The 24,725-nt window shown below is 68.2% G+C and carries 22 protein-coding genes; 16 read left to right on the top strand and 6 right to left on the bottom strand.

Features of this window, described 5'->3' with window-relative positions:
- The first annotated feature begins 10 nt into the window (after positions 1-10).
- The 10 genes from flgE to LXE91_RS04090 all read left to right on the top strand — a co-directional run bounded on the left by flgE (position 11) and on the right by LXE91_RS04090 (position 11,779).
- A complete protein-coding gene (flgE, locus tag LXE91_RS04135; protein WP_039369164.1) occupies positions 11-1,252 on the top strand; it encodes a flagellar hook protein FlgE in 1,242 nt (413 codons plus the stop codon).
- Positions 1,253-1,271: 19 nt separating this feature from the next.
- Entirely contained in the window at positions 1,272-2,030 is a 759-nt protein-coding gene (gene flgF / locus LXE91_RS04130) for a flagellar basal-body rod protein FlgF (protein WP_039369161.1), read from the top strand.
- A 34-nt stretch (positions 2,031-2,064) separates the two neighbouring features.
- Positions 2,065-2,853, top strand: a complete 789-nt coding sequence (gene flgG / locus LXE91_RS04125; RefSeq protein WP_039369158.1) for a flagellar basal-body rod protein FlgG — start codon at positions 2,065-2,067, stop codon at positions 2,851-2,853.
- A gap of 20 nt (positions 2,854-2,873) precedes the next feature.
- Positions 2,874-3,566 (top strand): flagellar basal body L-ring protein FlgH, encoded by a 693-nt coding sequence (gene flgH, locus LXE91_RS04120; RefSeq protein ID WP_039369155.1) that lies wholly within the window; start codon positions 2,874-2,876, stop codon positions 3,564-3,566.
- Positions 3,567-3,571: 5 nt separating this feature from the next.
- On the top strand, positions 3,572-4,756 hold the full coding sequence (locus LXE91_RS04115) for a flagellar basal body P-ring protein FlgI (protein ID WP_039369190.1): 1,185 nt from the start codon (positions 3,572-3,574) through the stop codon (positions 4,754-4,756).
- Positions 4,757-5,740, top strand: a complete 984-nt coding sequence (gene flgJ, locus LXE91_RS04110; protein WP_039369153.1) for a flagellar assembly peptidoglycan hydrolase FlgJ — start codon at positions 4,757-4,759, stop codon at positions 5,738-5,740.
- Positions 5,741-5,960: 220 nt separating this feature from the next.
- Positions 5,961-6,716 carry a flagellar brake protein gene (locus LXE91_RS04105; RefSeq protein WP_039369150.1) on the top strand — a complete coding sequence of 252 codons (756 nt, stop codon included), beginning with the start codon at positions 5,961-5,963 and terminating at the stop codon, positions 6,714-6,716.
- 196 nt (positions 6,717-6,912) lie between these two features.
- Positions 6,913-8,895, top strand: a complete 1,983-nt coding sequence (flgK, locus tag LXE91_RS04100; RefSeq protein ID WP_039369148.1) for a flagellar hook-associated protein FlgK — start codon at positions 6,913-6,915, stop codon at positions 8,893-8,895.
- A 22-nt stretch (positions 8,896-8,917) separates the two neighbouring features.
- Complete coding sequence (gene flgL, locus LXE91_RS04095) at positions 8,918-10,159, top strand: flagellar hook-associated protein FlgL (protein WP_039369145.1); 1,242 nt, start codon at positions 8,918-8,920, stop codon at positions 10,157-10,159.
- A gap of 312 nt (positions 10,160-10,471) precedes the next feature.
- Complete coding sequence (locus LXE91_RS04090; RefSeq protein WP_039369143.1) at positions 10,472-11,779, top strand: solute carrier family 23 protein; 1,308 nt, start codon at positions 10,472-10,474, stop codon at positions 11,777-11,779.
- A gap of 58 nt (positions 11,780-11,837) precedes the next feature.
- Here the strand turns inward: LXE91_RS04090 and LXE91_RS04085 are convergent, their stop codons facing one another.
- Positions 11,838-12,722: a transcriptional regulator GcvA gene (locus LXE91_RS04085; protein WP_039369140.1), complete on the bottom strand. Its 885-nt coding sequence runs from the start codon at positions 12,720-12,722 to the stop codon at positions 11,838-11,840.
- Positions 12,723-12,818: 96 nt separating this feature from the next.
- Here LXE91_RS04085 and LXE91_RS04080 point away from each other — a divergent pair, with 96 nt between their 5' ends.
- The 6 genes from LXE91_RS04080 (at position 12,819) to gor (ending at position 18,385) form a co-directional block, all read left to right on the top strand.
- Positions 12,819-13,457 (top strand): chromate transporter, encoded by a 639-nt coding sequence (locus LXE91_RS04080; protein ID WP_039369137.1) that lies wholly within the window; start codon positions 12,819-12,821, stop codon positions 13,455-13,457.
- On the top strand, positions 13,454-13,981 hold the full coding sequence (locus tag LXE91_RS04075) for a chromate transporter (protein WP_039369134.1): 528 nt from the start codon (positions 13,454-13,456) through the stop codon (positions 13,979-13,981). Before LXE91_RS04080 ends, LXE91_RS04075 begins: the two co-directional genes overlap by 4 nt.
- Before the next feature lie 57 nt (positions 13,982-14,038).
- On the top strand, positions 14,039-14,740 hold the full coding sequence (locus LXE91_RS04070) for a YoaK family protein (protein ID WP_039369131.1): 702 nt from the start codon (positions 14,039-14,041) through the stop codon (positions 14,738-14,740).
- 315 nt (positions 14,741-15,055) lie between these two features.
- Positions 15,056-16,177, top strand: a complete 1,122-nt coding sequence (locus LXE91_RS04065) for a porin (protein WP_039369128.1) — start codon at positions 15,056-15,058, stop codon at positions 16,175-16,177.
- A gap of 375 nt (positions 16,178-16,552) precedes the next feature.
- The gene (locus LXE91_RS04060) at positions 16,553-16,783 is read left to right on the top strand and encodes a hypothetical protein (RefSeq protein WP_039369187.1); all 231 of its coding nucleotides are present in this window, start codon (positions 16,553-16,555) and stop codon (positions 16,781-16,783) included.
- Positions 16,784-17,026: 243 nt separating this feature from the next.
- Complete coding sequence (gor, locus tag LXE91_RS04055; protein WP_039369125.1) at positions 17,027-18,385, top strand: glutathione-disulfide reductase; 1,359 nt, start codon at positions 17,027-17,029, stop codon at positions 18,383-18,385.
- A 75-nt stretch (positions 18,386-18,460) separates the two neighbouring features.
- Here the strand turns inward: gor and LXE91_RS04050 are convergent, their stop codons facing one another.
- The 5 genes from LXE91_RS04050 to LXE91_RS04030 all read right to left on the bottom strand — a co-directional run bounded on the left by LXE91_RS04050 (position 18,461) and on the right by LXE91_RS04030 (position 24,719).
- Positions 18,461-19,762 (bottom strand): NAD(P)/FAD-dependent oxidoreductase, encoded by a 1,302-nt coding sequence (locus tag LXE91_RS04050; RefSeq protein WP_039369122.1) that lies wholly within the window; start codon positions 19,760-19,762, stop codon positions 18,461-18,463.
- Between the two features lie 25 nt (positions 19,763-19,787).
- Complete coding sequence (locus tag LXE91_RS04045; RefSeq protein WP_039369118.1) at positions 19,788-21,092, bottom strand: NAD(P)/FAD-dependent oxidoreductase; 1,305 nt, start codon at positions 21,090-21,092, stop codon at positions 19,788-19,790.
- Positions 21,093-21,203: 111 nt separating this feature from the next.
- Positions 21,204-22,781 (bottom strand): DUF3138 family protein, encoded by a 1,578-nt coding sequence (locus LXE91_RS04040; RefSeq protein WP_039369115.1) that lies wholly within the window; start codon positions 22,779-22,781, stop codon positions 21,204-21,206.
- Positions 22,782-22,896: 115 nt separating this feature from the next.
- A complete protein-coding gene (locus LXE91_RS04035; protein WP_011353448.1) occupies positions 22,897-23,736 on the bottom strand; it encodes an ABC transporter permease subunit in 840 nt (279 codons plus the stop codon).
- Positions 23,733-24,719, bottom strand: a complete 987-nt coding sequence (locus LXE91_RS04030) for an ABC transporter permease subunit (protein WP_039369110.1) — start codon at positions 24,717-24,719, stop codon at positions 23,733-23,735. The genes LXE91_RS04035 and LXE91_RS04030 overlap by 4 nt, the downstream gene beginning before the upstream one ends.
- Positions 24,720-24,725: the final 6 nt, after the last annotated feature.

Here is a 24,725-nt window from a genome sequence, read left to right as displayed (position 1 = left end):
GGAGACCGAAATGGGTTATCAACAGGGTCTGAGCGGCCTCGCGGGTGCATCGAACGCGCTCGACGTGATCGGCAACAACATCGCGAACGCGAACACGGTCGGCTTCAAGTCGAGCACCGCGCAGTTCGCCGACATGTACGCGAACTCGGTCGCGACGTCGACCAACACGCAGATCGGTATCGGCACGACGCTGAACGCGGTGGCGCAGAATTTCGGCCAGGGCACGATCAACACGACGAGCTCGTCGCTCGACGTCGCGATCAACGGCAACGGCTTCTTCCAGATGTCGAACAACGGCGTGACGACGTACTCGCGCGACGGCACGTTCCAGCGCGACAAGAACGGCTTCATCGTCGACTCGCAAGGCCGTAACCTGATGGGCTACGCGGCCAACAACGGCGGCGTGATCAACACCGCGCAGACCGTGCCGCTGCAGGCGCCGACGACCAACATCGCGCCGACCGCGACGACCAAGATCTCCGCGCAGTTCAACCTGAACTCGCAGGACACGGTGCCGACCAAGACGCCGTTCAGCGCGACCGACAACACGACCTACAACTACTCGACGTCGATCCAGGTGTACGACTCGCTGGGCGGTTCGCAGGCGGTCAACATGTACTTCGTGAAGTCGGCGGCCGGCACGTGGGAAGCGTACGCGGGCGTGCAGGGCGGCGCCACGACCGATCTCGGCACGGTCACCTTCAATTCGTCGGGCGCGATCCAGAGCACGACCACGGGCACGCCGCCCGCGCCGACCACGTCGGTCGGCCAGTTCCAGTTCACGGTGCCGAACACCGACGGCTCGGCGACGCCGCAGAGCCTCACGCTCGACCTGACCGGCACGACGCAGTACGGCGGCAAGGACGGCGTGAACAACCTCGCGCAGGACGGCTACGCGAGCGGCACGCTCACGACCTACACGATCGGCACCGACGGCAAGCTGACCGGCAACTACTCGAACGGCCAGACCGCCGTGCTCGGCCAGATCGCGCTTGCGAACTTCAACAACCCGAACGGGCTGGTGAACCTCGGCGGCAACCAGTACGCGGAAAGCTCCGCGTCGGGCGTGCCGCAGATCTCCGCGCCGGGCAGCACGAACCACGGCAAGCTGCAGGGCAGCGCGCTGGAAAACTCGAACGTCGACCTCACGTCGCAGCTCGTCAACCTGATCACCGCGCAGCGCAACTACCAGGCGAACGCGCAGACGATCAAGACGCAGCAGGCCGTCGACCAGACGATCATCAACCTGTAAGCGCGGACAACCGGCAGCCATGGACCGACTGATCTACACGGCGATGACGGGCGCGTCGCAGTCGCTCGACCAGCAGGCGGTGGTCGCGAACAACCTCGCGAACGCATCGACGACGGGCTTTCGCGCGCAACTCGCGACGTATCGCGCGGTGCCGATGAATTTCGGCGACGGCAGCAACGTCGACCCGACCACGACGCGCACCTACGTGCTCGCGTCGACGCCCGGCGCCGACTACGCGCCGGGTCCGATCACGCGCACCGGCAACCCGCTCGACGTCGCCGTGCAGGGCGCGGGCTGGCTGGCGGTGCAGGCGGCCGACGGCAGCGAAGGGTACACGCGCGCCGGCAACCTGCACGTCGACGAGAACGGCCAGCTCGTCAACGCGAGCAACCTGCCGGTGGTCGGCAACGGCGGCCCGATCTCGGTGCCGCCGAACGCGGAAGTGACGATCGGCAAGGACGGCACGATTTCCGCGCTGATGCCGGGCGACCCGCCGACGGCGGTCGCGATCGTCGACCAGATGAAGCTCGTGAACCCCGACCCGGCCACGCTCACGCGCGGCAACGACGGGCTGTTCCGCACCGCCGACGGCAATCCGGCCGACGCCGACCCGAACGTGGTCGTCACGCCGAATTCGCTCGAAGGCAGCAACGTCAACCCGGTGAGCGCGATGGTCGCGATGATCGACAACGCGCGTGCGTTCCAGCTTCAGTCGAAGCTGATCCAGACGGCCGACCAGAACGAGCAGACGGCGAACCAGCTGCTCAACTTCAGCTGAGCGCCCGCGCCAGCCTACGCAGGAGACCTGACAAATGAACCGTTCGCTCTACATTGCCGCCACCGGCATGAATGCGCAGCAGGCGCAGATGGACGTGATTTCGAACAACCTCGCGAACACCAGCACGAACGGCTTCAAGGCGTCGCGCGCGGTGTTCGAGGATCTGCTGTACCAGACCATCCGCCAGCCGGGCGCGAACTCGACGCAGCAGACGGAACTGCCGTCGGGCCTGCAGCTCGGCACCGGCGTGCAGCAGGTCGCGACCGAGCGCCTGTACACGCAGGGCGGCCTCACGCAGACCGGCAACTCGAAGGACGTCGCGATCAACGGCGCGGGCTTCTTCCAGGTGGTGATGCCGGACGGCACGAACGCCTACACGCGCGACGGCTCGTTCCAGACCAACGCGCAGGGCCAGCTCGTCACGTCGAGCGGCTACCAGATCCTGCCGGCGATCACGATCCCGCAGAACGCGACGTCGCTGACGATCGGCAAGGACGGCGTCGTGACGATCACGCAGGCGGGCTCGACCAATTCGGTGCAGATCGGCTCGCTGCAGGTCGCGACCTTCATCAACCCGGCCGGCCTCGAGGCGCGCGGCGAGAACCTGTTCTCCGAGACGACGTCGTCGGGCGCGCCGAACGTGTCGCAACCGGGCCTGAACGGCGCGGGCACGCTCAGCCAGAACTACGTCGAATCGTCGAACGTGAACGTCGTGCAGGAGCTCGTCAACATGATCCAGACGCAGCGTGCCTACGAGATCAACAGCAAGGCCGTGACGACGTCCGACCAGATGCTGCAGACCGTCACGCAGATGAAGAGCTAACCGGAACACCCGCCGTCGCCATGAAGCAGGTTCGCCTCCTCCCGTCAGCCACCGTCCGCGCCGCATGCGCGGTCGCGGTGGCGGCGCTCGCCGCCGGTTGCGCGCAGATTCCACGCGATCCGATCATCCAGCAGCCGATGACGGCGCAGCCGCCGACGCCGATGTCGATGCAGGCGCCCGGCTCGATCTACAACCCGGGCTACGCGGGGCGGCCGCTCTTCGAGGATCAGCGTCCGCGCAACGTCGGCGACATCCTGACGATCATGATCGCGGAGAACATCAACGCGACCAAGTCGTCGGGCGCGAACACGAACCGGCAGGGCAACACCGACTTCAACGTGCCGACGGCCGGCTTCCTCGGCGGGCTGTTCGCGAAGGCGAACCTGTCGGCGGCGGGCAACAACAAGTTCGCGGCGACCGGCGGCGCGAGCGCGGCGAACACGTTCAACGGCACGATCACGGTGACCGTCACCAACGTGCTGCCGAACGGCAACCTCGTGGTCAGCGGCGAGAAGCAGATGCTGATCAACCAGGGCAACGAATTCGTGCGCTTCTCGGGTGTCGTGAACCCGAACACGATCTCGGGCGCGAACTCCGTCTACTCGACGCAGGTCGCCGACGCGAAGATCGAATACTCGTCGAAGGGCTACATCAACGAAGCCGAGACGATGGGCTGGCTGCAGCGCTTCTTCCTCAACATCGCGCCGTGGTGATGACGATGAAGAAGATGCTTCTCGACCGCTTCCCGGCCCGCGCGCAGGCCGCCGCACGGCTCGCCGTCGCGTTCGCGGCGGTGGCCGCGGCGTGCTTGCTCGGCGCGGCGCCCGCGCACGCGGAACGCCTGAAGGATCTCGCGCAGATCCAGGGCGTGCGCGACAACCCGCTGATCGGCTATGGCCTCGTCGTCGGCCTCGACGGCACGGGCGACCAGACGATGCAGACGCCGTTCACGACGCAGACGCTCGCGAACATGCTCGCGAACCTCGGCATCTCGATCAACAACGGTTCGGCCAACGGCGGCGCGTCGCAACTGAGCAACATGCAGCTGAAGAACGTCGCGGCCGTGATGGTGACCGCCACGCTGCCGCCGTTCGCGCGGCCGGGCGAGGCGCTCGACGTCACCGTGTCGTCGCTCGGCAACGCGAAGAGCCTGCGCGGCGGCACGCTGCTGCTGACGCCGCTGAAAGGCGCGGACGGCCAGGTCTACGCGCTCGCGCAGGGCAACATGGCGGTCGGCGGCGCCGGCGCCAGCGCGAACGGCAGCCGCGTGCAGGTGAACCAGCTCGCGGCCGGCCGGATCGTCGGCGGCGCGATCGTCGAGCGTTCGGTGCCGAACGCGATCGCGCAGATGAACGGCGTGCTGCAGCTGCAACTGAACGACATGGATTACGGCACCGCGCAGCGGATCGTGTCCGCGGTCAATTCGAGCTTCGGCCCGGGCACCGCGACGGCGCTCGACGGCCGCACGATCCAGCTGGCCGCGCCGGCCGATTCGGCGCAGCAGGTCGCGTTCATGGCGCGGCTGCAGAACCTCGACGTCAGCCCGGACAAGGCGGCGGCGAAGGTGATCCTGAACGCGCGCACCGGCTCGATCGTGATGAACCAGATGGTCACGCTGCAGAGCTGCGCGGTCGCGCACGGCAACCTGTCGGTCGTGGTCAACACGCAGCCGGTGGTATCGCAGCCGGGGCCGTTCTCGAACGGGCAGACGGTGGTGGCGCAGCAGTCGCAGATCCAGCTGAAGCAGGACAACGGCGCGCTGAAGATGGTGACGGCCGGCGCGAATCTCGCCGACGTCGTGAAGGCGCTGAACACGCTCGGCGCAACGCCCGCGGACCTGATGTCGATCCTGCAGGCGATGAAGGCCGCCGGCGCGCTGCGCGCCGACCTGGAGATCATCTAAATGGCAGCCAGTCTCCCGAATGCGAACGACCTCACGCAGCGCTTTGCGCTCGACGTGCAGGGTTTCGACGCCCTGCGCGCGCAGGCGAAGCAGTCGCCGCAGGCCGGCGCGAAGGCGGTCGCCGGCCAGTTCGACGCGATGTTCACGCAGATGATGCTCAAGAGCATGCGCGACGCGTCGCCCGACGGCGGGCTGTTCGATTCGCATACGTCGAAGATGTACACGTCGATGCTCGACCAGCAGCTCGCGCAGCAGATGTCGACGCGCGGGATCGGCGTGGCCGACGCGCTGATGAAGCAGCTGCTGCGCAATGCGGGGCAGGGCGCGGGCAGCGACACGGCGGCCGACGTCGGCGCGGCCGGGCTGGGCGCGGCCGGCCTCGGCGGGTCCGGCAACGAAGGCGGCCTCGCCGCGATGAACGCGATGGCGAAGGCCTACGCGAACGCGGCCAACAACGGCGGGCTCGCCGGCACGCGCGGCTATTCGGCCGGCAGCGCGCTGACGCCGCCGCTGAAGGGCGCGAGTGGCGTGCAGGACGCCGACGCGTTCGTCGACCGGCTCGCGGGCCCCGCGCAGGCGGCCAGCGCGTCGACTGGCATCCCGGCGCGCTTCATCGTCGGGCAGGCGGCGCTCGAATCGGGCTGGGGCAAGCGCGAGATCCGCGCGACCGACGGCTCGACGAGCTACAACGTGTTCGGCATCAAGGCGACCAAGGGCTGGACGGGCCGCACGGTGTCGGCGCTGACCACCGAATACGTGAACGGCACGCCGCGCCGCGTTGTCGCGAAATTCCGCGCGTACGATTCGTATGAGCACGCGATGACCGATTACGCGAACCTGCTGAAGAACAACCCGCGCTACTCGGGCGTGCTGAGCGCGAGCCGCAGCGTCGAAGGGTTCGCGCACGGGATGCAGAAGGCCGGCTACGCGACCGACCCGAATTACGCGAAGAAGCTGATCTCGATCATGCAGCAGATCGGCTGACGGCCCCCGTCGGCTCCCGCCTGTTGCACCCTCTGGACCGCGCCCGGCAGCCCGCCGCGCGCGGTTTCAACGTTTGCGCGAAAAAAATCCCCAATTCGATCTAAACTTTCGGTCAGCACTGCCGCTAAGTGTGAGAGACCTGCGACCGGGCCCCCGTTCTGGCCCGGTTTTATTGCGCACCGGTTGCCCGGGCGCCCATGACAAGAAAGACCGGCTAGCCATGAATATCGAAACGTCGACGGACCCCAGCCTGGATGCAGGCCACTCCGGGCCCGACTATGCCCGCCGCAATCCGCTGGAAATCGGCGTGCAGCTGCGCAACCTCGTCAATCGCGGCGATTTCCTGACCGTCCAGTACCCGGGCGGCCAGCTCGTCACGCGCCTGCTCGAGGTGGATGTCGGCGCACGGACGTTTACGTTCGACTGGGGTGCGCTGGCGGAGCAGAACGCCGGCATCCTCGGCGCGTCGCACTGCACGTTCGCGGCCGCGCCGGAGGGCGTGCGCGTCGAATTCTCCACGGGCACGCCGCGCGAGACGCGCTACGAAGGGCTGCCCGCGTTCGTCGCCGATTTCCCCGACGTGCTGATGTGCATCCAGCGTCGCGAATATTTCCGCGTCGATGCGCCGATCGTCGATCCGTTCCTGTGCCGCGGCAAGCTGCCGGACGGCGAAAGCTTCCTGTTCGAGGTGCACAACCTGTCGCTCGGCGGCGTGGGGCTGCGCACGGCCGACGAACGCGTCGAGGCGCTCGAGGTCGGCACGCTGCTGCCCGACGTCGAGCTCGAGCTGACGGGCCACGGCAAGCTGTCGCTCGACCTGCAGCTCGTGTCGCAGCGTTCGACGCAGATGCCGAACGGGTCGCGGCGCTTCCAGCTCGGCTTCCGCTACATGTCGCTGCCGGGCAGCGCGGAAAACACGCTGCAGCGGCTGATCACGCAGCTCGAGATGAAGCGCCGCTCGCTCGCGCGGGCCTGACGCGCAAGCGGCGGCCGGCCCCGCCCGGGGCGGCCCGCACGGCGTTTGCGGCCCCTCGGCCGCACGCCTGAACCGGCGACGCGCAAGTGCGCGTCGCGCGTGCATTTTTTCCTCAATTTTTTCGATTGGCGGCCGTTATACCGGGAGTCACGCAACCCGGCGGCCGCGACGCGCGGCCGGCTCATCAGGATCGCGCATGTCCAACACACTCATGAACCTCGGCGTCAGCGGCCTGAATGCCGCGCTCTGGGGCCTCACGACGACCAGCAACAACATCAGCAACGCGGCGACGCCCGGCTATTCGGTCCAGCGGCCCGTGTATGCGGAAGCGAGCAGCCAATACTCGGGCAGCGGTTACATGCCGCAAGGCGTGAACACCGTCACCGTGCAACGGCAGTACAGCCAGTACCTGAGCGACCAGCTGAACACCGCGCAGACGCAGGGCGGCGCGCTGTCGACGTGGTACACGCTCGTCGCGCAGCTGAACAACTACATCGGCAGCCCGACGGCGGGCGTCTCGACCGGGATCACGAACTACTTCACCGGGCTGCAGAACGTCGCGAACAACGCGTCCGACCCGTCGGTGCGGCAGACCGCGATCAGCAACGCGCAGACGCTGGCCAACCAGCTCAACGCGGCCGGCCAGCAGTACGACGCGCTGCGCCAGAGCGTGAACACGCAGCTCACCAGCACCGTGTCGCAGATCAACACGTACACCGCGCAGATCGCGCAGCTGAACCAGCAGATCTCGGCGGCGAGCAGCCAGGGGCAGCCGCCGAACCAGCTGCTGGACCAGCGCGACCTCGCGGTGTCGAACCTGTCGGGCCTGGCCGGTATCCAGGTCGTGCGCAACGACAGCGGTTACAGCGTGTTCATGTCGGGCGGCCAACCGCTCGTCGTCGCCGACAAGAGCTACCAGCTTGCGGCCGTCACGTCGCCGTCGGATCCGAGCGAGCTGACCGTCGTGTCGCAGGGGATCGCCGGCGCGAAGCCGCAGGGGCCGAACCAGGCGTTGCCCGATTCGTCGCTGTCGGGCGGCACGCTCGGCGGCCTGCTCGCGTTCCGCAGCCAGACGCTCGACCCCGCACAGGCCCAGCTCGGCGCGATCGCGACCAGCTTCGCCGCGCAGGTCAACGCGCAGAACGCGCTCGGCATCGACCTGTCGGGCAACAAGGGCGGCAACCTGTTCACGACGCCGTCGCCGACCGTGTACGCGAACCAGGGCAATACCGGCAACGCGACGCTGTCCGTGTCGTTCGCGAACGCGTCGCAGCCGACCGCGAGCGACTACACGCTGTCCTTCGACGGCGCGAACTACACGCTGACGGACCGCGCGAGCGGCGCGGTGGTCGACCAGAAGGCGGGGCCGATGCCTGTTTCGCTCGGCGGCCTGAATTTCTCGATCCCGACGGGCTCGATGAGTGCCGGCGACAAGTTCACCGTGCTGCCGACGCGCGGCGCGCTGAACGGCTTCGGCCTCGCCACGACGAGCGCGTTGGCGATCGCGGCGGCATCGCCGGCCGTCACGTCGGCGGCGAGCACCAACACCGGCACGGGCAAGATCACGCTGGGCGGCGTAACCGCGGGCTATCAAGTGCCGACGACCAAGCTGACCTACGACGCGACGGCGAAGACGCTGACGGGTTTCCCGGTCGGCACCACGGTGACGATCGGCACCACGCCGCCGACGTCGGTCACGATCAACGCCTCGACGGACACCGTCCCGTACGATCCGGCGGCCGGCGCGACGATGACGATGTCGGGAACGGCAGCGGGCGCGCTCAACGGCGTGAGCGTCACGCTGTCCGGCGCACCGGCGACCGGCGACTCGTTCACGATCGGGCCGTATGCGGGCGGCACCAGCGACGGCTCCAACGCGCTCGCGCTGTCGAAGCTGGTCAATTCGAAGGCGTTCGGCAACGGCACGACGACGCTCACGGGCGCATATGCGAGCTACGTGAACGGCATCGGCAACACGACGACCCAGTTGAAATCGTCGAGCGCCGCGCAAACCGGGCTGATTGGCCAGATCACCGAGGCGCAGCAGTCGGTGTCGGGCGTGAGCACCAACGAGGAAGCGGCCAACCTGATGCAGTACCAGCAGTTCTACCAGGCGAACGCGAAGGTGATCCAGACGGCGGCGACGCTGTTCCAGACCGTGCTCGGCCTGTTCAATTGACCGGATTCGAGGGATAGAAGCGATGCGGATTTCCAGCGCCCAGTTCTTCCAGCTGAACGTTTCACAAATGAACGATCAGCAGGCCCAGCTTGCGCAGCTGTATCAGCAGATCTCGAGCGGTGTGAGCCTGCAGACGGCGGCGGACAATCCGGCCGGCGCGGCGCAGGCCGTGCAGCTGTCGATGACGTCGGCGACGCTGTCGCAGTACGCGACCAACCAGAACGCGGCGCTCGCGTCGCTGCAGGCCGAGGACCAGACGCTGCAGAACGTGAGCACCGTGCTGACGAACACGCAGTCGCTGCTCGTGCGCGCCGGCGACGGTTCGATGTCCGACAGCGACCGCTCGGCGCTCGCCACGCAGCTGCAGGGTTACCGCGACCAGTTGATGACGCTCGCGAACACCAACGACGGCGCGGGCAACTACCTGTTCGCCGGCACGAAGAATTCGGCGGCGCCGTTTTCGACGACGTCGAGCGGCAGCGTCAACTATGTCGGCGACACCGGCACGCGCCAGGTGCAGATCGCCGATTCGAGCACCGTGTCGCAGGGCGACTCGGGCGCGGCCGTCTTCATGTCGGTGCAGGCGATCGGCAGCTCGCCGGTGCCGTCGGCCCTCGCGGGCAACACGGGCACCGGCACGATCGGCGCGGTCACGGTGACGAACCCGGCGATCGCGACGAACGGCCATCAGTTCTCGATCACATTTGGCGGTACGGCCGCCGCGCCGACCTACACCGTGACCGACAACTCGGTCACCCCGCCGACCACCACGCCGGCGCAGGCCTATTCGTCGGGCGCGGCGATCTCGCTCGGCGGCGGAATGACGGTGGCGGTGTCGGGCACGCCGTCCGCCGGCGACAAGTTTGCTGTCGAGCCGGCGCCGCAGGCGAGCGGCGGCTCGGACGTGTTCTCGACGCTCGACGCGATGATCGCGGCGCTGAAGACGCCCGTGACGGGCAACCCGGTGGCGGTCGCGGGGCTGAAGAACGCGCTGATGACCGGCTCGACCAAGCTTGGCAACACGATGCGCAACGTCACGACGATCCAGGCATCGGTCGGTGGCCGCGAGCAGGAAGTCAAGGCGATGCAGACCGTCAACCAGACCGCGTCGCTGCAGGTCACCAGCAACCTGTCCGACCTGACGAGCACCAACATGGTGACGACGATCAGCCAGTTCCTGCAGATGCAGAACGCGCTGACGGGCTCGCAGAAGGCGTACGCGCAGTTGCAGAACCTGTCGCTGTTCCAGTACATCAACCCCTGATGTCAGCCGCGCCGGCCGCGATGTGAGCGCACGCTTGCGTCGCCGCCGGCGCCGATCGCCGCCCGCGCAGGTTTCCGCGCGGACGGGCGATTCACCGGGGCGCACCATCGTGCCCCGTCTCGCACACGCGGCAAGCCGCGCATCGTGCTCGCCGGCCCCGCTCGGCGGCCCGCTTTTCAGCCCGCGTATCGGCCTGCTTGCCAGCCCGCTCGCCAGCCCGCTTGCCAGCCCCATTTCCGCTCCGTAAACTCGCGCCAGATTCCAGACCGGCGCATCCTCCGCAGCCGGCGACCGACAGGAGCTCTTTTCCCCATGTCCGATTCCTACTTCCCGCGCTGGCGGGTGCAATCGACCGGCGCGGCCTCGCGCGTGGTCGGCCCCGACGAGCGCCTCGCGTGGCCGCAGATGGTCGCGCTGGGTGTGCAGCACGTCGTCGCGATGTTCGGCTCGACCGTGCTCGCGCCGCTGCTGATGGGCTTCGACCCGAACCTGTGCATCTTCATGTCGGGCATCGGCACGCTGCTGTTCTTCGTGCTGGTCGGCGGCCGCGTGCCGAGCTACCTCGGCTCGAGCTTCGCGTTCATCGGCCTCGTGATCGCGGTGACCGGCTACGGCGGCAGCGGCCCGAACCCGAACATCCCGGTCGCGCTCGGCGGGATCGTCGCGTGCGGCGTCGTGTACGTCGCGCTCGGCCTGCTGGTGCAGGCGATCGGCACGCGCTGGATCGAGACGCTGATGCCGCCCGTCGTGACCGGCGCGGTGGTCGCGGTGATCGGGCTGAACCTCGCGCCGATCGCGGTCAAGGGCGTGTCGGGCTCGACCTTCGAATCGGTGATGGCGCTCGTCACGGTGCTGTGCGTCGGTGGCGTCGCGGTGTTCTCGCGCGGCATGGTGCAGCGCCTGCTGATCCTCGTCGGGCTGGTGATCGCCTACTTGATCTATGCGGTCGCGACCAACGGGATGGGACTCGGCAAGCCGATCGATTTCTCGATCGTCGGGCAGGCGGCCTGGTTCGGGGTGCCGAGCTTCCGCGCGCCGGTGTTCGATCCGCACGCGATGCTGATGCTCGCGCCGATCGCGGTGATCCTGGTCGCGGAAAACCTCGGCCACATCAAGGCCGTCAGCGCGATGACGGGCACCAGCCTCGATCGCTACGTGGGCCGCGCGTTCATCGGCGACGGGCTCGCGACGATCGTGTCGGGCAGCGTCGGCGGCACGGGCGTGACGACCTACGCGGAGAACATCGGCGTGATGGCCGTCACGCGGATCTACTCGACGCTCGTGTTCGCGGTTGCCGCGGTGATCGCGATCGTGCTCGGCTTCTCGCCGAAGTTCGGTGCGGTGATCCAGACGATTCCGGGCCCGGTGCTCGGCGGCGTGTCGATCGTCGTGTTCGGGCTGATCGCGGTGACGGGCGCGCGGATCTGGGTCGTCAACAAGGTCGACTTCTCCGACAACCGCAACCTGATCGTCGCGGCCGTCACGCTGGTGCTCGGCGCCGGCGATTTCTCGCTGAAGATCGGCGGCTTCGGGCTCGGCGGGATCGGCACCGCGACGTTCGGCGCGATCATCCTGTACGCGATCCTGCGCAGGGAAAAGGAACCGGGCCCGGTGGTCTGAGCTTCCGGCGGGCGGCGCCCTGCCGCCCGCGTCATCTTTGGCGTCGAACGTCGACGCGCTACGCGCCGACGTTCGACTGCGTCTGCAGCCACGCGCAGAACTGCGCGACGAGCGGATCGTCCGCCGGCGCGCGCGGCGCGATCCACCAGTAGCTGCGCGTTGCGATGCGCGGCCCGTCCAGCGGCATCACCAGCCGCCCGCTCGCAAGCTCGTCGTCGATCAGCGGCAACGGGCCGAGCGCGACGCCCAGGCCGTCGACGGCCGCCTGCAGCGCCAGGTAGAAGTGGTCGAACGACTGCCGCTTGCGCCCCTTCATCGCCACGCCGGCCGCCGCGAACCAGTCGCGCCAGCCTTCCGGCCGCGTATCCGAATGCAGCAGCACGTGGCGCGCGAGATCGTCCGCGCGCGCGATCGGCGCGCGCTTGAGCAGCGCGGGGCTGCAGACGGGAATCACGCTTTCGTCGAGGAAGTGGCCGCTCGTGCAGTTCGGCCAGTGGCCGGGGCCGCGGCGGATCGCGACATCGAAGCCGTCGAGCGCGTCGAGCGGCGCGTTCGACGTCGACAGCTTCAGCTCGACGTTCGGGACGTCGCGCTGGAACCGCGACAGGCGCGGCAGCAGCCACTTCATCGCGAAGGTGGGCAGCGCATTGATGCGCAGCACGCGTGCCGCGCCCGTGTTGCGCAGCTGCTCGGTCGCGAGCGCGATGCTGTCGAATGCCGCGCGCACGGTGTCCAGGTAGCGGCGGCCTTCGTCGGTGAGCTTCACGCGCTTGCCGTAGCGGTGGAACACCGGCTTGCCGAGCCACGCCTCGAACCCGGCGATCTGACGGCTGATGGCACCGTGAGTCACATGCAGCTCGTCGCCGGCGGCGCTGAAGCTTTCATGTCGTGCCGCGGCTTCAAAGGCCCGAAGCGCGGAAAAGGGCGGGAGATCGCGTGCCATGCTTGTGATTCTAGATCACAAGGGCGCGCCGATAAAATCGTTTTGCCGGCATTCCGAACGGCGGTAACCTCGGTTCACCGTTTGATAAGGAACCCCATGCAATCCGCTTCTCCGCCGGCCGCCCCGCCGCCGGCCGCATCACCTCGCAGCATCGGCCTCGCCGAGCTGTTCACCGGTTTCCTGTCGCTTGGCCTCATGTCGTTCGGCGGTGCGCTGCCGTTCGCGCGGCGCACCATCGTCGAAGAGCGCAAGTGGCTGTCCGCCGATGAATTCACCGATCTGCTCGGCCTGTGCCAGTTCCTGCCGGGCGGCAACGTGATCAACCTGTCGGTGGCCGTCGGCATGCGCTTTCGCGGCGTCGCCGGCGCGTTCGCCGGCATTCTCGGGCTGATCGCTGGCCCGACGCTCGTCGTCGTCGCGCTCGGCGTGCTGTACGCGAAGACGCAGAACGATCCGCGCGTGCAGCACCTGTTCGCGGGCCTTGCGGCGGCGGCGGCCGGGCTGCTCGTCGCGATGGCGGTGAAGGTCCTGAAGCCGCTGCGGCATGCGCGGGCGGCCGCCGGCATCGCGGCGCTCGCGTTCGTCGCGATCGCGGTGCTGCGCATTCCGTTGCTGACCACGATGCTCGTGCTGACGCCCGTCAGCGTGTGGCTCGCGTCCCGGCGCCGCGACGCGGGCACGCCGCAGCCGGCGCCGGCCGCCGCGCGTGACACGCAGCCGGGAGGCCGGCCATGAACGACACGCTGATCGCGATCGCGACGATCTTCAGCCAGTTGTCGCTGCTCGCGTTCGGCGGCGGCAACACGATCCTGCCGGAGATGCAGCGGCAGGTCGTCGACGTCCATCACTGGATGAGCGCGCACGAGTTCACCGCGCTGTTCGCACTGGCCCAGGCGGCGCCCGGGCCGAACATGATGATCGTGTCGCTGGTCGGCTGGCACGTGGCCGGCTGGAGCGGGCTGCTGGTTGCGTCGCTCGCGAAGTTCGGGCCGTCGTCGATCGTCACCGTGCTTGCGCTGCATGCGTGGGAGCGCTTTCGCGACCGGCCGTGGCGCCGCCATGTGCAGCAGGGGATGATGCCGGTCACCGCCGGGCTCGTCGCGGCGAGCGCGGTGCTGATCTCCGAGGCATCGAACCGCACCGCGATCCAGTGGGGCATCACGGCCGCGTGCGCGGTGCTCGCGTGGCGCACGCGCATCCATCCGCTGTGGCTGCTCGCGGGCGGCGCGCTGATCGGGCTCACGGGCATCGGGCAGTGACCGGCGCACGTTGACCGCCCGTAGGCCATACTGGCGCGAATCTTCACGGGAGGCTCGATGGATCTCGACGGCGCCAGCCGCAATCTCACTGTCGCCGCGTTGCTGACGCTGTCCGGCGGATACCTCGACGCGTACACGTACGTCGGCCACGGCCACGTGTTCGCGAACACGATGACCGGCAACGTCGCGCTGCTCGGCATCAACCTGTCGGCCGGCGAATGGGGCGCCGCGCTGCATCACGTGCCGCCGCTCGTCGGCTTCACGATCGCGGTGTTCGTCGCGCACCTGCTCGGGCTTGCCGCGCAGCGCGGCTGGATGAAGCACACGGCGTTCGCGTGCCTGCTCGTCGAGATCGCGTTTCTCGGCGTCGCCGCGAGCGGCCTCGTCGGCGCGTCGAGCGGCTGGCTGATTCCGGGCATCTCGTTCGTCGCGACGCTGCAGACGCTGTCGTTCACTCATCTCGAGGAGCTCTCGTACACGTCGGTGATGACCACCGGCAACCTGCGGCGCGCCGCGCAGAAGCTGTTCGTCGGGCTGATCCCGCGCTATGACGCGGGCGCGCTGCACGATTCGGCGCTGCTCGCGACGATCAGCTTCTGCTTCCTGGCCGGTGCGGTGGTCGGCGGGCTCGTGACGCGGCTCATGCCCGAAGTCGCGCTGTGGGGCGCCGTGCTGCTGCTCGTCGGCGCGTTCGCGGAAATCGTGCGGCGCGCGTGGCGCCGGCACTCGGCCGACGGCGGGCCGGCGGCGGCCGCGTGACCGCGCGGCCCGCAGGCGCACCCCTGCGTGCGCCCGTTGCGCGGCACCTGCTGCGAGATCCTTACAGATCCGACGTACCGTAAGCCGCCCGCGGTCGCTGCCGTGCGGCGCCCGCCGCCCGCCGGGCAGGCCTCGCGCGCCGCAACGTTGTGCGCGGACGACAGTTCCGGCGTTACCGCGCATTTCAATTTCTTTCGGCGATTGCACTCGTCATATGATTCAGCCCACATCGCGCGCGCCAAGAACGCGAGCGATCGCCACCCGGCTGCGCAAGCGGCCGGCCATGAATGGAGACACCTACAAAAGGGAAAGCTCATGAAGCAGACCACCCGACTCGCAGCCATCGCAGGGGGCGCCGCGCTCGCATTTGCCAGCCAGTACGCGGCCGCACAAAGCTCGGTCACGCTCTGGGGCGTCGCCGACGCCAGCATCCGCTACCTGACCAACGCCAACGCCAAGAACGACGGCCTGCTGTCGATGACCAACGGCGCGATCACGAACAGCCGCTTCGGCATCTACGGCACGGAAGACCTCGGCGGCGGCCTGAAGGCCGTGTTCAACCTCGAGAGCGGCGTGAACCTGCAGAACGGCGCGTTCGCCGACAGCGGCCGCCTGTTCAACCGCGCAGCGTACGTCGGCCTGCAGAGCCCGTACGGCACGGTGACCCTCGGCCGCCAGAAGACGCCGCTGTTCGACCTGTTGTCGGACACCTACGATCCGCTGACGGTCGGTAACTACCTCGAAAACGCATGGCTGCCGGTCGCGCTCGGCGGCGGCCTGTATGCGGACAACCAGATCAAGTACACGGGCAAGTTCGAAGGCCTGACCGCGAAGGCGATGTACTCGACCGGCACCAACTACGAATCGACCGGCGCGGGCGGCTTCTCGGGCCAGATTCCGGGCTCGCTCGGCAAGGGCAATGCGTGGGGTGTGTCGCTGTCGTACGTGATGGGCCCGCTCAGCATCGCGGCCGGCGCGCAGCAGAACAGCGACAACTCGGCGCGCAAGCAGACGATCTACCACGCGAACGTCGTGTATGCGTTCAGCAAGGCGAAGATCTACGCGGGCTACCTGCGCTCGAAGGACGACACGGGCTTCGTCGACAGCCTGCTCGCACAGCAGACGATTCCGGTCGCGAAGGGCACCGGCCGGATCGACGACGGTCCGTTCGCGGGCGTGAGCTGGCAGGTCAGCGCGCCGCTGACGCTGACGGGCGCGTTCTACTACGATCACATGCGCAATGCGATGACCACCAACGGCACGCTCGCGAGCGGCAACCGCTACGCGATCGTCGGCATCGCCGAGTATGCGCTCAGCAAGCGCACGGAAGTCTACGGCACCGTCGACTTCAACAAGACGAACGGCGCGGCGAACGTCGAGCTGCCGGGTCGCAGCAACCAGACCGGCATCGCGATCGGCCTGCGCAATATCTTCTGACGAACGTCGGAACGCATGCGCCGGCAGTCGTCCGGCATGCATCGAAGGGGCGCCGCGAGGCGCCTCTTTTTTTTCGTCACGCGACCTTCATACGCGCGCACGACTATTCGGCGAATGCTTCATCACGCGACCCCCGCGCCGTAAGGGTTTCGTCGGCAATCCAGAACATACTTTTACAGTGCGCGCGGAGGCTTTCCGCTACGCTGCGAGCATCGCCCGTTGCGTGCCGCCAGGCGCGCGCGTGCGTCGTTCCGGTCGCGCTCGGCGAGTGCGGCCGGCCTGGTGCGTAACTTGTGTATCCGGTGATGACAATCACGGTCCGCCGGTTTTTTTCGTGGGACGATGCGCTCACGATTTTCTTGAAAGGGGATGACGATGGGTATCCTGAACACCGTGGGTGAAATCGCTGGCGCAGTCGCCGCTGTCGAAGGCGCGGAAAAGCTGGATCCGGATGCGGGCCTGCTGACCAAGGCGGCCGCTGCCGTCGCCGGCTTCAAGGGCGCGGAAGCGCTCGAAGGCCTGATCGAGAAGAAGAAGGAAGACCAGCCCGAACAGGCTGCGGACGACACGCAGGCGACGGACGGCAGCGACACGTCGCAGGCATGAGCATGGCGGCTGGTCCGGCCGTGGTGCGCCCTTCGCGCGCCCGGGCGGACCGGTGCCGCGCAGCCGGCAGGTCGGGCATGCGGTCGATCGGTGACGCATGACACACCCGGCAGCCGGTTTGACCGGCGAGAGGCAACGTCTCTCGCCGTTTTTTATTGGGCGCGCGCGTAGCTGCACCGTGCGCCGCAAGAATGCCGGAATCTTGCTATCGTGCCTTCATCCGAACTGCGATGAGGGAATGCGATGGATTTCGACTACGACCTGTTCGTCATCGGCGCCGGCTCGGGCGGCGTGCGGCTCGCACGCATGTCCGCGTCCTACGGCGCGCGTGTCGGCATAGCGGAAGAAGAGCAGATCGGCGGCACCTGCGTGCTGCGCGGCTGCATTCCGAAGAAGCTGCTCGTCTACGCATCGCACTACCCGCATGAAGTCGAGGACGCGAAGGGCTTCGGCTGGACCTTCGGCGCCGGCACGCTCGACTGGCCCGCGCTGATCGCCGCGAAGGATCGCGAGATCAACCGGCTCAGCGACATCTACATCAACCTGCTGCGGCAATCGGGCGTCGAGATGCACGCGGGGCGCGCGACGCTCGTCGATGCGCACACGGTCGCGATCGGCGAGCGCACGATCCGCGCGCGCCACATCGCGATCGCGACCGGCTCGCGCCCGTCGCTGCCGCCGCGGCCCGGCATCGAGCACGCGATCACGTCGCGCGAGGCCTTGTCGCTCGCCGCGTGCCCCAAGCGCATCGCGGTGGTCGGCGGCGGCTATATCGCGGTCGAGTTCGCAGGCATCTTCAACGGCTTCGGCAGCCACGTCGACCTGTTCTATCGCGGCGAGAAGATCCTGCGCGGCTTCGACGACGACGTGCGCCAGTTCCTGACCGACGAGATGACGAAGCAGGGCGTCACGATCCATGCGCGCTCGGTGGTCGAGTCGATCGAGCGCGCGGACGACGGCACGCTGAGCGTGCGCGCCGGCGATGCGCGGCACGGGCCGTACGACCAGGTGCTTTATGCGACCGGCCGCGTGCCGAACGTCGACGGTCTCGGGCTCGAGCAGGCGGGCGTGATGCTCGACGCGCGCGGCGCGATCGCCGTCGATGCGTATTCGGCGACGTCGGTGCCGTCGATCCATGCGATCGGCGACGTCACGTCGCGGCCGCAGCTCACGCCGGTCGCAACGCGCGACGGCGGGTTGCTCGCCCGCACGCTGTTCGGCGGGTCGCGCATCGCGGCCGATCACGAATGGGTGCCGTCGGCGGTGTTCAGCCAGCCCGAGGTCGCGACGGTCGGGTTCACGGAGGCGGCCGCGCGCGACCTGTACGAAGGCGACGTCGATATCTACCGTACGTCGTTCAAGGCGTTGCGTCACACGCTGTCGGGCCGCGACGAGCGCACGCTGATGAAGCTGGTCGTCGCGCGCGACAGCCAGCGCGTGGTCGGCGCGCACATGGTCGGCCGCGATGCGGGCGAGATCATCCAGGGCATCGCGATCGCGATTCGCGCGGGCGCGACGAAGGCGCAGTTCGACGACACGATCGGCATTCACCCGACCGCGGCCGAAGAGTTCGTGACGATGCGGCAGAAGGTGGCGGATTAGCGGGGGCGCGTCAGCGCACGGCGGCAAAGGAGCGGCTGCGCTTCGGCGCGGCCGTCTCTCGTTGATGCGTCCCGCTCAATGCACGCCGAACGCGTCGAGCAGCCGGTACCAGCTCATCGCGAGCACCAGCGCCGGCGTGCGCAGCGCCTCGCCGCCGGGGAAGTCGCGGTGGCGGATCTTGTCGAACAGGTCGAAGCGGCTCGCCTGTCCGTTGATCGCCTCGGCGATCAGCTTGCCCGCGAGCGCGGTCGTGTTCACGCCGTGCCCCGAGAACCCCTGCGCGAAGTACATCGTCGGCGCGATGCGGCCGAAGTGCGGCGCGCGGTTCATCGTGATGTCGACGAAGCCGCCCCACGCGTACTCGACCTTCACGTCCGCCAACTGCGGGAACGTCTTCAGCATGTCCGCGCGCATCGCCGCCGCGAGATCGCGCGGCTCCCGCGTCGAATAGCTGACCTTGCCGCCCCACACGAGCCGCGTGTCGGGCGCCGGCCGGAAATAGTCGAGCACGAAGCGGCTGTCGCAGATCGCCGCGCGAGCAGGCATCAGCGCGGCGGCGCGCGCGTCGCCGAGCGGCTCGGTCGCGATCACGTAGGTGCCGACCGGCATGATCTTCTTCGACAGCGCGGGCGCGAGCGTGCCGACGAAGGTGTTGCACGCGAGCACGACGAAGCGCGCACGGACGTTGCCGCCGCTCGTCTCGACGACATGGCCGCCCGCGACGTCGCGCACGCGCGTCACGCAGCTGTCCTCGTGGATCCGCACGCCCGCCTCGGTCGCCGCGCGGGCGAGGCCGAGCGTGTAGTTCAGCGGATGGAGATGGCCGCTGTCCGGGTCGTACAGGCCGCCGCAATAGCGCTCGGACTGCACGTAGTCGCCGAGTTCGTCGGCTTCGACGAAATGGAAGCGGTCGTAGCCGAAGCGCTTCGCGGCTTCGTCGCGCCAGCGCTTCAGCCCGTCGGCATCGCGCTCGGTGTTCGCGGCGGTCAGGTAGCCGGGTACCAGCGCGCAGTCGATGTCGTGCTGCGCGATGCGCGATTTCACGAGCGACAGCGTTTCGAGCCCCATGTCCCAGATGCGCTTCACGTCGCCTTCCGGCATGAACTGCCCGAACGTGTCGATGTCGCACGCGAACCCGCCGATCAACTGCCCGCCGTTGCGGCCGCTCGCCGCCCATCCGACCCGCGACGCTTCGAGCACGGTCACCGAATGGCCGCGCTCGGCGAGGTTGAGCGCGGCGGACAGGCCCGTGAGGCCCGCGCCGATCACGCACACGTCGGCATCGATCGTGCCGGCGAGCGGCGCGTGGCGGGTCGTATCGTTGGCGGTCGCCGCGTAGTAGGACGCGACGTGCGGCTGGTTGGCGAATGTCTGCATGGTCAGGAGAACGGATGAAGTGGGCTCAGAACAGCTCGCGCACGCGGTGGTACAGCATCCCGAGTTCGAGCGCGGGTTGCCGCCAGGCGTCGCCGCCGGGGAAGCGCCGGTGGCGCATGCGGGCGAACAGGTCGAACGCGCGCGTGTCGCCCGCGATCGCGCCGGCAACCGCGCGCCCGGCGATGCCGGTGAGTGCGACGCCGTGGCCGCTGAAGCCCTGAACGTAGAAGAAGTTCGGATCGAGCGCGCCGAAATCCGGCGCGCGGTTGCGGGTGACGTCGACGAAGCCGCCCCACGCATGGTCGACGCGCACGTCGCCGAGCTGCGGGAACACGCCGGCCATGCGGCGCCGGATCGTTTCGGCGAGCGTGGCGGGCGAAGCGCCGGCCGAATTCGCGCGGCCGCCGAACAGCATCCGGTGGTCGGCCGACAGCCGAAAATAGTCGAGGAAGAAGTTGTTGTCGCACACGGCTTCGCGCCGGGCGATCAGCGCATCGGCGCGCGCCTGGCCGAGCGGCTCGGTCGCGATGATGTACGACGCGATCGGCGCAATGCGCGCGGCCGTCGCGGCCGGCAGCACGCCGCCGGGGCCCGCGTTGCAGCACGACACGACGAACCGGCAGCGCACGTCGCCCGACGGCGTGCGCACGACGGGCCGCTCGCCGCGCACGACGTCGAGCGCGGGCGTATGCGCATACAGCGCGACGCCTTCGCGGCGCGCGGCATCGGCGAGGCCAAGGCAGTACTTGAGCGGATGCAGGTGGCCCGACAGCGGATCGTAGACGCCCGCGAGATAGCGCGTCGACGCGATGCGTGCGCGAATCTCGCCGGTGTCGAGCCACGACAATGACGGATGGCCCCAGCGCCGGGTTGCGGCGTCCATCCATGCGTGCAGGTCGTCGATGCGACGCGGCTTCGTCGCGACCGTCAGGTAGCCGCGCGTGAAGTCGCAGTCGATCCCGTAGCGCGCGATCCGCTCGGCGATCAGCGCGACACCGTCGAGCGACAGCGACCACGCGGCGCGCGCGCCGTCGGCGCCGAGCTGCCGCTCGATCTCCTCGTCCTTCGCGAAGCCGGTGATCGCCTGGCCGCCGTTGCGGCCCGACGCGCCCCAGCCGGGCCGGTGCGCGTCGATTACCGCGACGGACAGGCCGCGAGCACGGCAGTCGAGCGCCGTCGACAGGCCCGCGAAGCCGGCGCCGATCACGCAGACGTCGACGTCGATCGTCCCGTCGAGCGCGGGATCGTCCACGGCGGGGCGCACGGCCGTCGCTTCGTAGTACGAGTCGCGCGCGAGCGCATCGGCGCGGCGGGTGAAAGACTGCGTCATGAATCCGACTCCCTCGTTGCAGCCGGCGGCGGCGCGTCGCGCACCGTCATCCGGCCGGTAAAAACGGCGCGGGACGCCGTGCACGCGGCACGGCGTCCCGCGCGGGCTGCGTCAGAACGAATAGATGAACTGCGTCGCGAGCAGGTCGTTGGACTTGCCGTACGACCCGTCGTTGCGCAGGAACACCTTGTTGTTCGCCCAGTCGTGGCGATATTCGACCTTCACGGTGATCTGCTGGGTCGGATAGAACAGCAGGTCGAGCGCGACGTCCTGGCGCACCGCGCCCTTGCACTCGAAGCCCAGGCCGCCGCCGGCCTTCGACTGCGCGAGGCAATCCGCGTCGACGCCGAAGCCGTTGCTCGGGTCCATTCCGTTGCCGTTCAGCGCGATGCCGCCACCGCCGCCGCCGTTCTTCGAGTTCGCGAGCAGGTCGTAGCGCAGCGTCACGCCCATGCGGCCGACCACCGGCGCGTTGAACTTGCGGTGCGCGAGCAGCGACAGCCCGTACCACTGCGCGAGCCCGCCGTTGAACGCCGCATGCTGCTGACGGCCGTAGTCGACTTCCGCGTTGTACTGAATGTCGGCGAGCGTGTAGGTCGCATCGAGTTCGCCGAAGAAGAACGAACCGTAGCCGCTCGGTGCCGCGCCGCCCGGGCCGTAATGGACGACGCCGTTCGAATCGATCGCGCTCGCGAGCGTCTGGCGGCCGATGTTGAACGAACCGCCGATGTCGAGCGCGCTCGACCACGTGTAGTCTGCGCGCGCGGTGAAGGTCGGCACCTTGTTGCTGGTGCTGATCGGGTCGCCGAGTGCATTGGTGCCCGTCTGCGTGACCGAACCGTAGGTGCGGTACTGCTCGTTGCCGAGGAAGAACTTCCACGCCCAGTTGCCCTTCGTGTAGTTCGCACCGGCACCGATGTAGCTGCCCGGATCGGAGAAATCGTACAGCAGGTTGTGCGTGAGCGTGAGCATCTGGTTCGACTGCTGCACCTCGTAGCCGCCGAAGCTGGGGATCAAACCGGCGACGAGCGTCGTCGTCGCGGAGATCGGCACGTTGACGACCGCCGTGTTCAGGATGTTGTTGCCGATGTTGCCGCGCGAGTTCTGCAGCAGCGTGATGCCGTTGCCGCGGTTCGGCATCAGCGTGATCTCGGCCGACGGCGCCATCGGGCCGACGCCGAACGTCTTCTTGATGTCGAGGTAGAGGTCGCCGAACGTGCTGTTGAAGTAGTTGTACGCGCTCTCGTGGTTCGCGAACAGGAACGACGACGTGCCGGCCGCGCGGTTGTAGATGTAGGTCGGGTCGATGTAACCGGTGACCGACAGGCCGGCGAGCGGGCCCGTGTTGGCCGCGTCCGTCAGCGAGTCGACCTTCAGCTGCTGGTTCGCGATCTGTTGCTTCATTTCGCCGACCTCGTCGTTGGTCAGCGTGGCCTGCGCCTTGCCGTAGTCAGGCGAGCCCGGGTCGACGGCCACGGCGGCCGGCGCGGCGCCAGCCGCTGCCTTCGTGCCGGCCTGGGCGGTCGCGGTGCCGCCCTTCGCCGACAGTTGCGCCTGCATCGCCTTCATCTGTTTCTGCAGCGCCGCTACCTGCGCCTGCAGCGCCTTGATCTCGGCGGATGTCGAGTCGGCCAGCGCGATGCCCGGTAACGCGCCGGCCACCAGCAGGCAGATCAGTTTCTTCTTCATTGCGGATTCTCCTTGTCGTGCGCCTGTCAAATCGGAATCGAATCGCGCGCCCCCCTGGAGCGGCGCGTCTTGCTTGTCTGCAATGCTTGTTATCGTTGAAGCAGGAGGCCTGCCGTCACGCCACCGCGAACGCCGCCTTCATGTCGGCGATGCGGCGCCGTTCGCGCGCGATCATCATCCGGTTCACGACGATCACGCCGATCGTCACCGCCGTGATGAACAGCGTCGCCAGTGCGTTCATCTCCGGGTTCAGCCCCAGCCGCACGCGCGAGAACACCACCAGCGGCAGCGTCGTCGAGCCCGGCCCCGACAGGAACGCCGACAGCACCAGGTCGTCGATCGACAGCGTGAACGACAGCAGCCACCCCGACAGCAGCGCCTGCGAGATCAGCGGCAGCGTCACCACGAAGAACACCTTCAGCGGCGTCGCGCCCAGATCCAGCGCCGCCTCTTCCAGCGACTTGTTCATCTCCTTCACGCGCGACTGCACGATGATCGCCACGTACGACACGCACAGCATCACGTGGCCGATCCAGATCGTCACCATCCCGCGCCCCTTCGGCCAGCCGAACATCTGCTCCAGCGCAACGAACAGCAACAGCAGCGAGATGCCCTGGATCACTTCCGGAATCACCAGCGGCGCGTTGATCATCCCCGTGTACAGCGTGAAGCCCTTGAAGCGGCCGAAGCGCGCGAGCACGAAGCCCGCCCACGTGCCGATCACGACCGACGCGGTAGCCGTCAGCAGGCCGATCTTCAGCGACAGCCACGCGGCGGTCAGCAGCTCGTCGTCGTCCAGCAGCGCCGAGTACCACTTCAGCGAGAAGCCCGACCACACCGTCACCAGCTTCGACTCGTTGAACGAGTACACGACCAGGCTGATGATCGGGATGTACAGGAACAGGAAGCCGAAGGCGAGGACGCCCGTCGACAGCGGTTTGCTCGGCTTGATCATTTCGCATCCTCCAGTTCCTTGACCTGGTAGTACTGGAACAGCGCCATCGGCACCAGCAGCAGCATCACCATCGCGACCGTCACCGCGGACGCCATCGGCCAGTCCATGTTGTTGAAGAATTCATCCCACATCACGCGGCCGATCATCAGCGTGTCGGCGCCGCCGAGCAGCTCCGGAATCACGTACTCGCCCACCGCCGGGATGAACACCAGCAGGCTGCCGGCGATGATCCCGTTCTTCGACAGCGGCAGCGTGATCCGCGTGAACGCGACCCACGGCTTCGCGCCGAGGTCGTACGCGGCTTCGAGCAGCGTCAGGTCCATCTTCACGAGGTGCGCGTACAGCGGCATCACCATGAACGGCAGGTACGAATAGACCATCCCGATGTAGACGCCCGCGTCGCTGTGATAGAGGCGCAGCGGCGTGTGGATGATGCCCAGCGCGATCAGCGTGTGGTTCAGCAGCCCGTCATCCTTCAGGATGCCGATCCATGCGTACACGCGGATCAGGAACGACGTCCAGAACGGCAGCATCACGGCCATCATCAGCACGTTGCGGCGGTTCGGCTCCGAACGCGCGATGTAGTACGCCATCGGGTACCCGATCAGCAGGCACAGCACCGTCGACACGGCGGCCATCTTCAGCGAGCTGAGGTAGGTCGCGATGTACAGGTCGTCCTGCAGCAGGAACGCGTAGTGCGACAGCTGCAGCGCGAAGTGCACGACGCCGTCCTTCATCTCGACGAGCGACGTGTACGGCGGGATGCCCATCACCTGGTCGGCGAAGCTGATCTTCAGCACCAGCACGAACGGCAGCGCGAAGAACACGGCAAGCCACACGAACGGCACGCCGATCGCGACGCTGCGGCCCGACGGCAGGAAGCGCGACAGAAAGTCGAAGCGGCCCGGGCGGGCGCGGCCGGCGCCGGCGCTCGCGGCGCCGGTCGACACCGGCGCGGACGGATTGGAGGCGGAGGTTCTCATCGCGGC

It is taken from the genome of Burkholderia contaminans (assembly GCF_029633825.1).
Classification (GTDB): Bacteria; Pseudomonadota; Gammaproteobacteria; order Burkholderiales; family Burkholderiaceae; genus Burkholderia; species Burkholderia contaminans.
Note: the sequence above shows the minus strand (reverse complement) of the source record. Positions and strands in the feature narration are given on the sequence as shown.

What these genes read in the sequence shown, in the direction of transcription:
- flgE (WP_039369164.1), top strand. Translation starts at nt 11, where the DNA reads ATGGGTTATCAACAGGGTCTGAGCGGCCTCGCGGGTGCATCGAACGCG.
- flgF (WP_039369161.1), top strand. Translation starts at nt 1,272, where the DNA reads ATGGACCGACTGATCTACACGGCGATGACGGGCGCGTCGCAGTCGCTC.
- flgG (WP_039369158.1), top strand. Translation starts at nt 2,065, where the DNA reads ATGAACCGTTCGCTCTACATTGCCGCCACCGGCATGAATGCGCAGCAG.
- flgH (WP_039369155.1), top strand. Translation starts at nt 2,874, where the DNA reads ATGAAGCAGGTTCGCCTCCTCCCGTCAGCCACCGTCCGCGCCGCATGC.
- LXE91_RS04115 (WP_039369190.1), top strand. Translation starts at nt 3,572, where the DNA reads ATGAAGAAGATGCTTCTCGACCGCTTCCCGGCCCGCGCGCAGGCCGCC.
- flgJ (WP_039369153.1), top strand. Translation starts at nt 4,757, where the DNA reads ATGGCAGCCAGTCTCCCGAATGCGAACGACCTCACGCAGCGCTTTGCG.
- LXE91_RS04105 (WP_039369150.1), top strand. Translation starts at nt 5,961, where the DNA reads ATGAATATCGAAACGTCGACGGACCCCAGCCTGGATGCAGGCCACTCC.
- flgK (WP_039369148.1), top strand. Translation starts at nt 6,913, where the DNA reads ATGTCCAACACACTCATGAACCTCGGCGTCAGCGGCCTGAATGCCGCG.
- flgL (WP_039369145.1), top strand. Translation starts at nt 8,918, where the DNA reads ATGCGGATTTCCAGCGCCCAGTTCTTCCAGCTGAACGTTTCACAAATG.
- LXE91_RS04090 (WP_039369143.1), top strand. Translation starts at nt 10,472, where the DNA reads ATGTCCGATTCCTACTTCCCGCGCTGGCGGGTGCAATCGACCGGCGCG.
- LXE91_RS04085 (WP_039369140.1), bottom strand. Translation starts at nt 12,722, where the DNA reads ATGGCACGCGATCTCCCGCCCTTTTCCGCGCTTCGGGCCTTTGAAGCC.
- LXE91_RS04080 (WP_039369137.1), top strand. Translation starts at nt 12,819, where the DNA reads ATGCAATCCGCTTCTCCGCCGGCCGCCCCGCCGCCGGCCGCATCACCT.
- LXE91_RS04075 (WP_039369134.1), top strand. Translation starts at nt 13,454, where the DNA reads ATGAACGACACGCTGATCGCGATCGCGACGATCTTCAGCCAGTTGTCG.
- LXE91_RS04070 (WP_039369131.1), top strand. Translation starts at nt 14,039, where the DNA reads ATGGATCTCGACGGCGCCAGCCGCAATCTCACTGTCGCCGCGTTGCTG.
- LXE91_RS04065 (WP_039369128.1), top strand. Translation starts at nt 15,056, where the DNA reads ATGAAGCAGACCACCCGACTCGCAGCCATCGCAGGGGGCGCCGCGCTC.
- LXE91_RS04060 (WP_039369187.1), top strand. Translation starts at nt 16,553, where the DNA reads ATGGGTATCCTGAACACCGTGGGTGAAATCGCTGGCGCAGTCGCCGCT.
- gor (WP_039369125.1), top strand. Translation starts at nt 17,027, where the DNA reads ATGGATTTCGACTACGACCTGTTCGTCATCGGCGCCGGCTCGGGCGGC.
- LXE91_RS04050 (WP_039369122.1), bottom strand. Translation starts at nt 19,762, where the DNA reads ATGCAGACATTCGCCAACCAGCCGCACGTCGCGTCCTACTACGCGGCG.
- LXE91_RS04045 (WP_039369118.1), bottom strand. Translation starts at nt 21,092, where the DNA reads ATGACGCAGTCTTTCACCCGCCGCGCCGATGCGCTCGCGCGCGACTCG.
- LXE91_RS04040 (WP_039369115.1), bottom strand. Translation starts at nt 22,781, where the DNA reads ATGAAGAAGAAACTGATCTGCCTGCTGGTGGCCGGCGCGTTACCGGGC.
- LXE91_RS04035 (WP_011353448.1), bottom strand. Translation starts at nt 23,736, where the DNA reads ATGATCAAGCCGAGCAAACCGCTGTCGACGGGCGTCCTCGCCTTCGGC.
- LXE91_RS04030 (WP_039369110.1), bottom strand. Translation starts at nt 24,719, where the DNA reads ATGAGAACCTCCGCCTCCAATCCGTCCGCGCCGGTGTCGACCGGCGCC.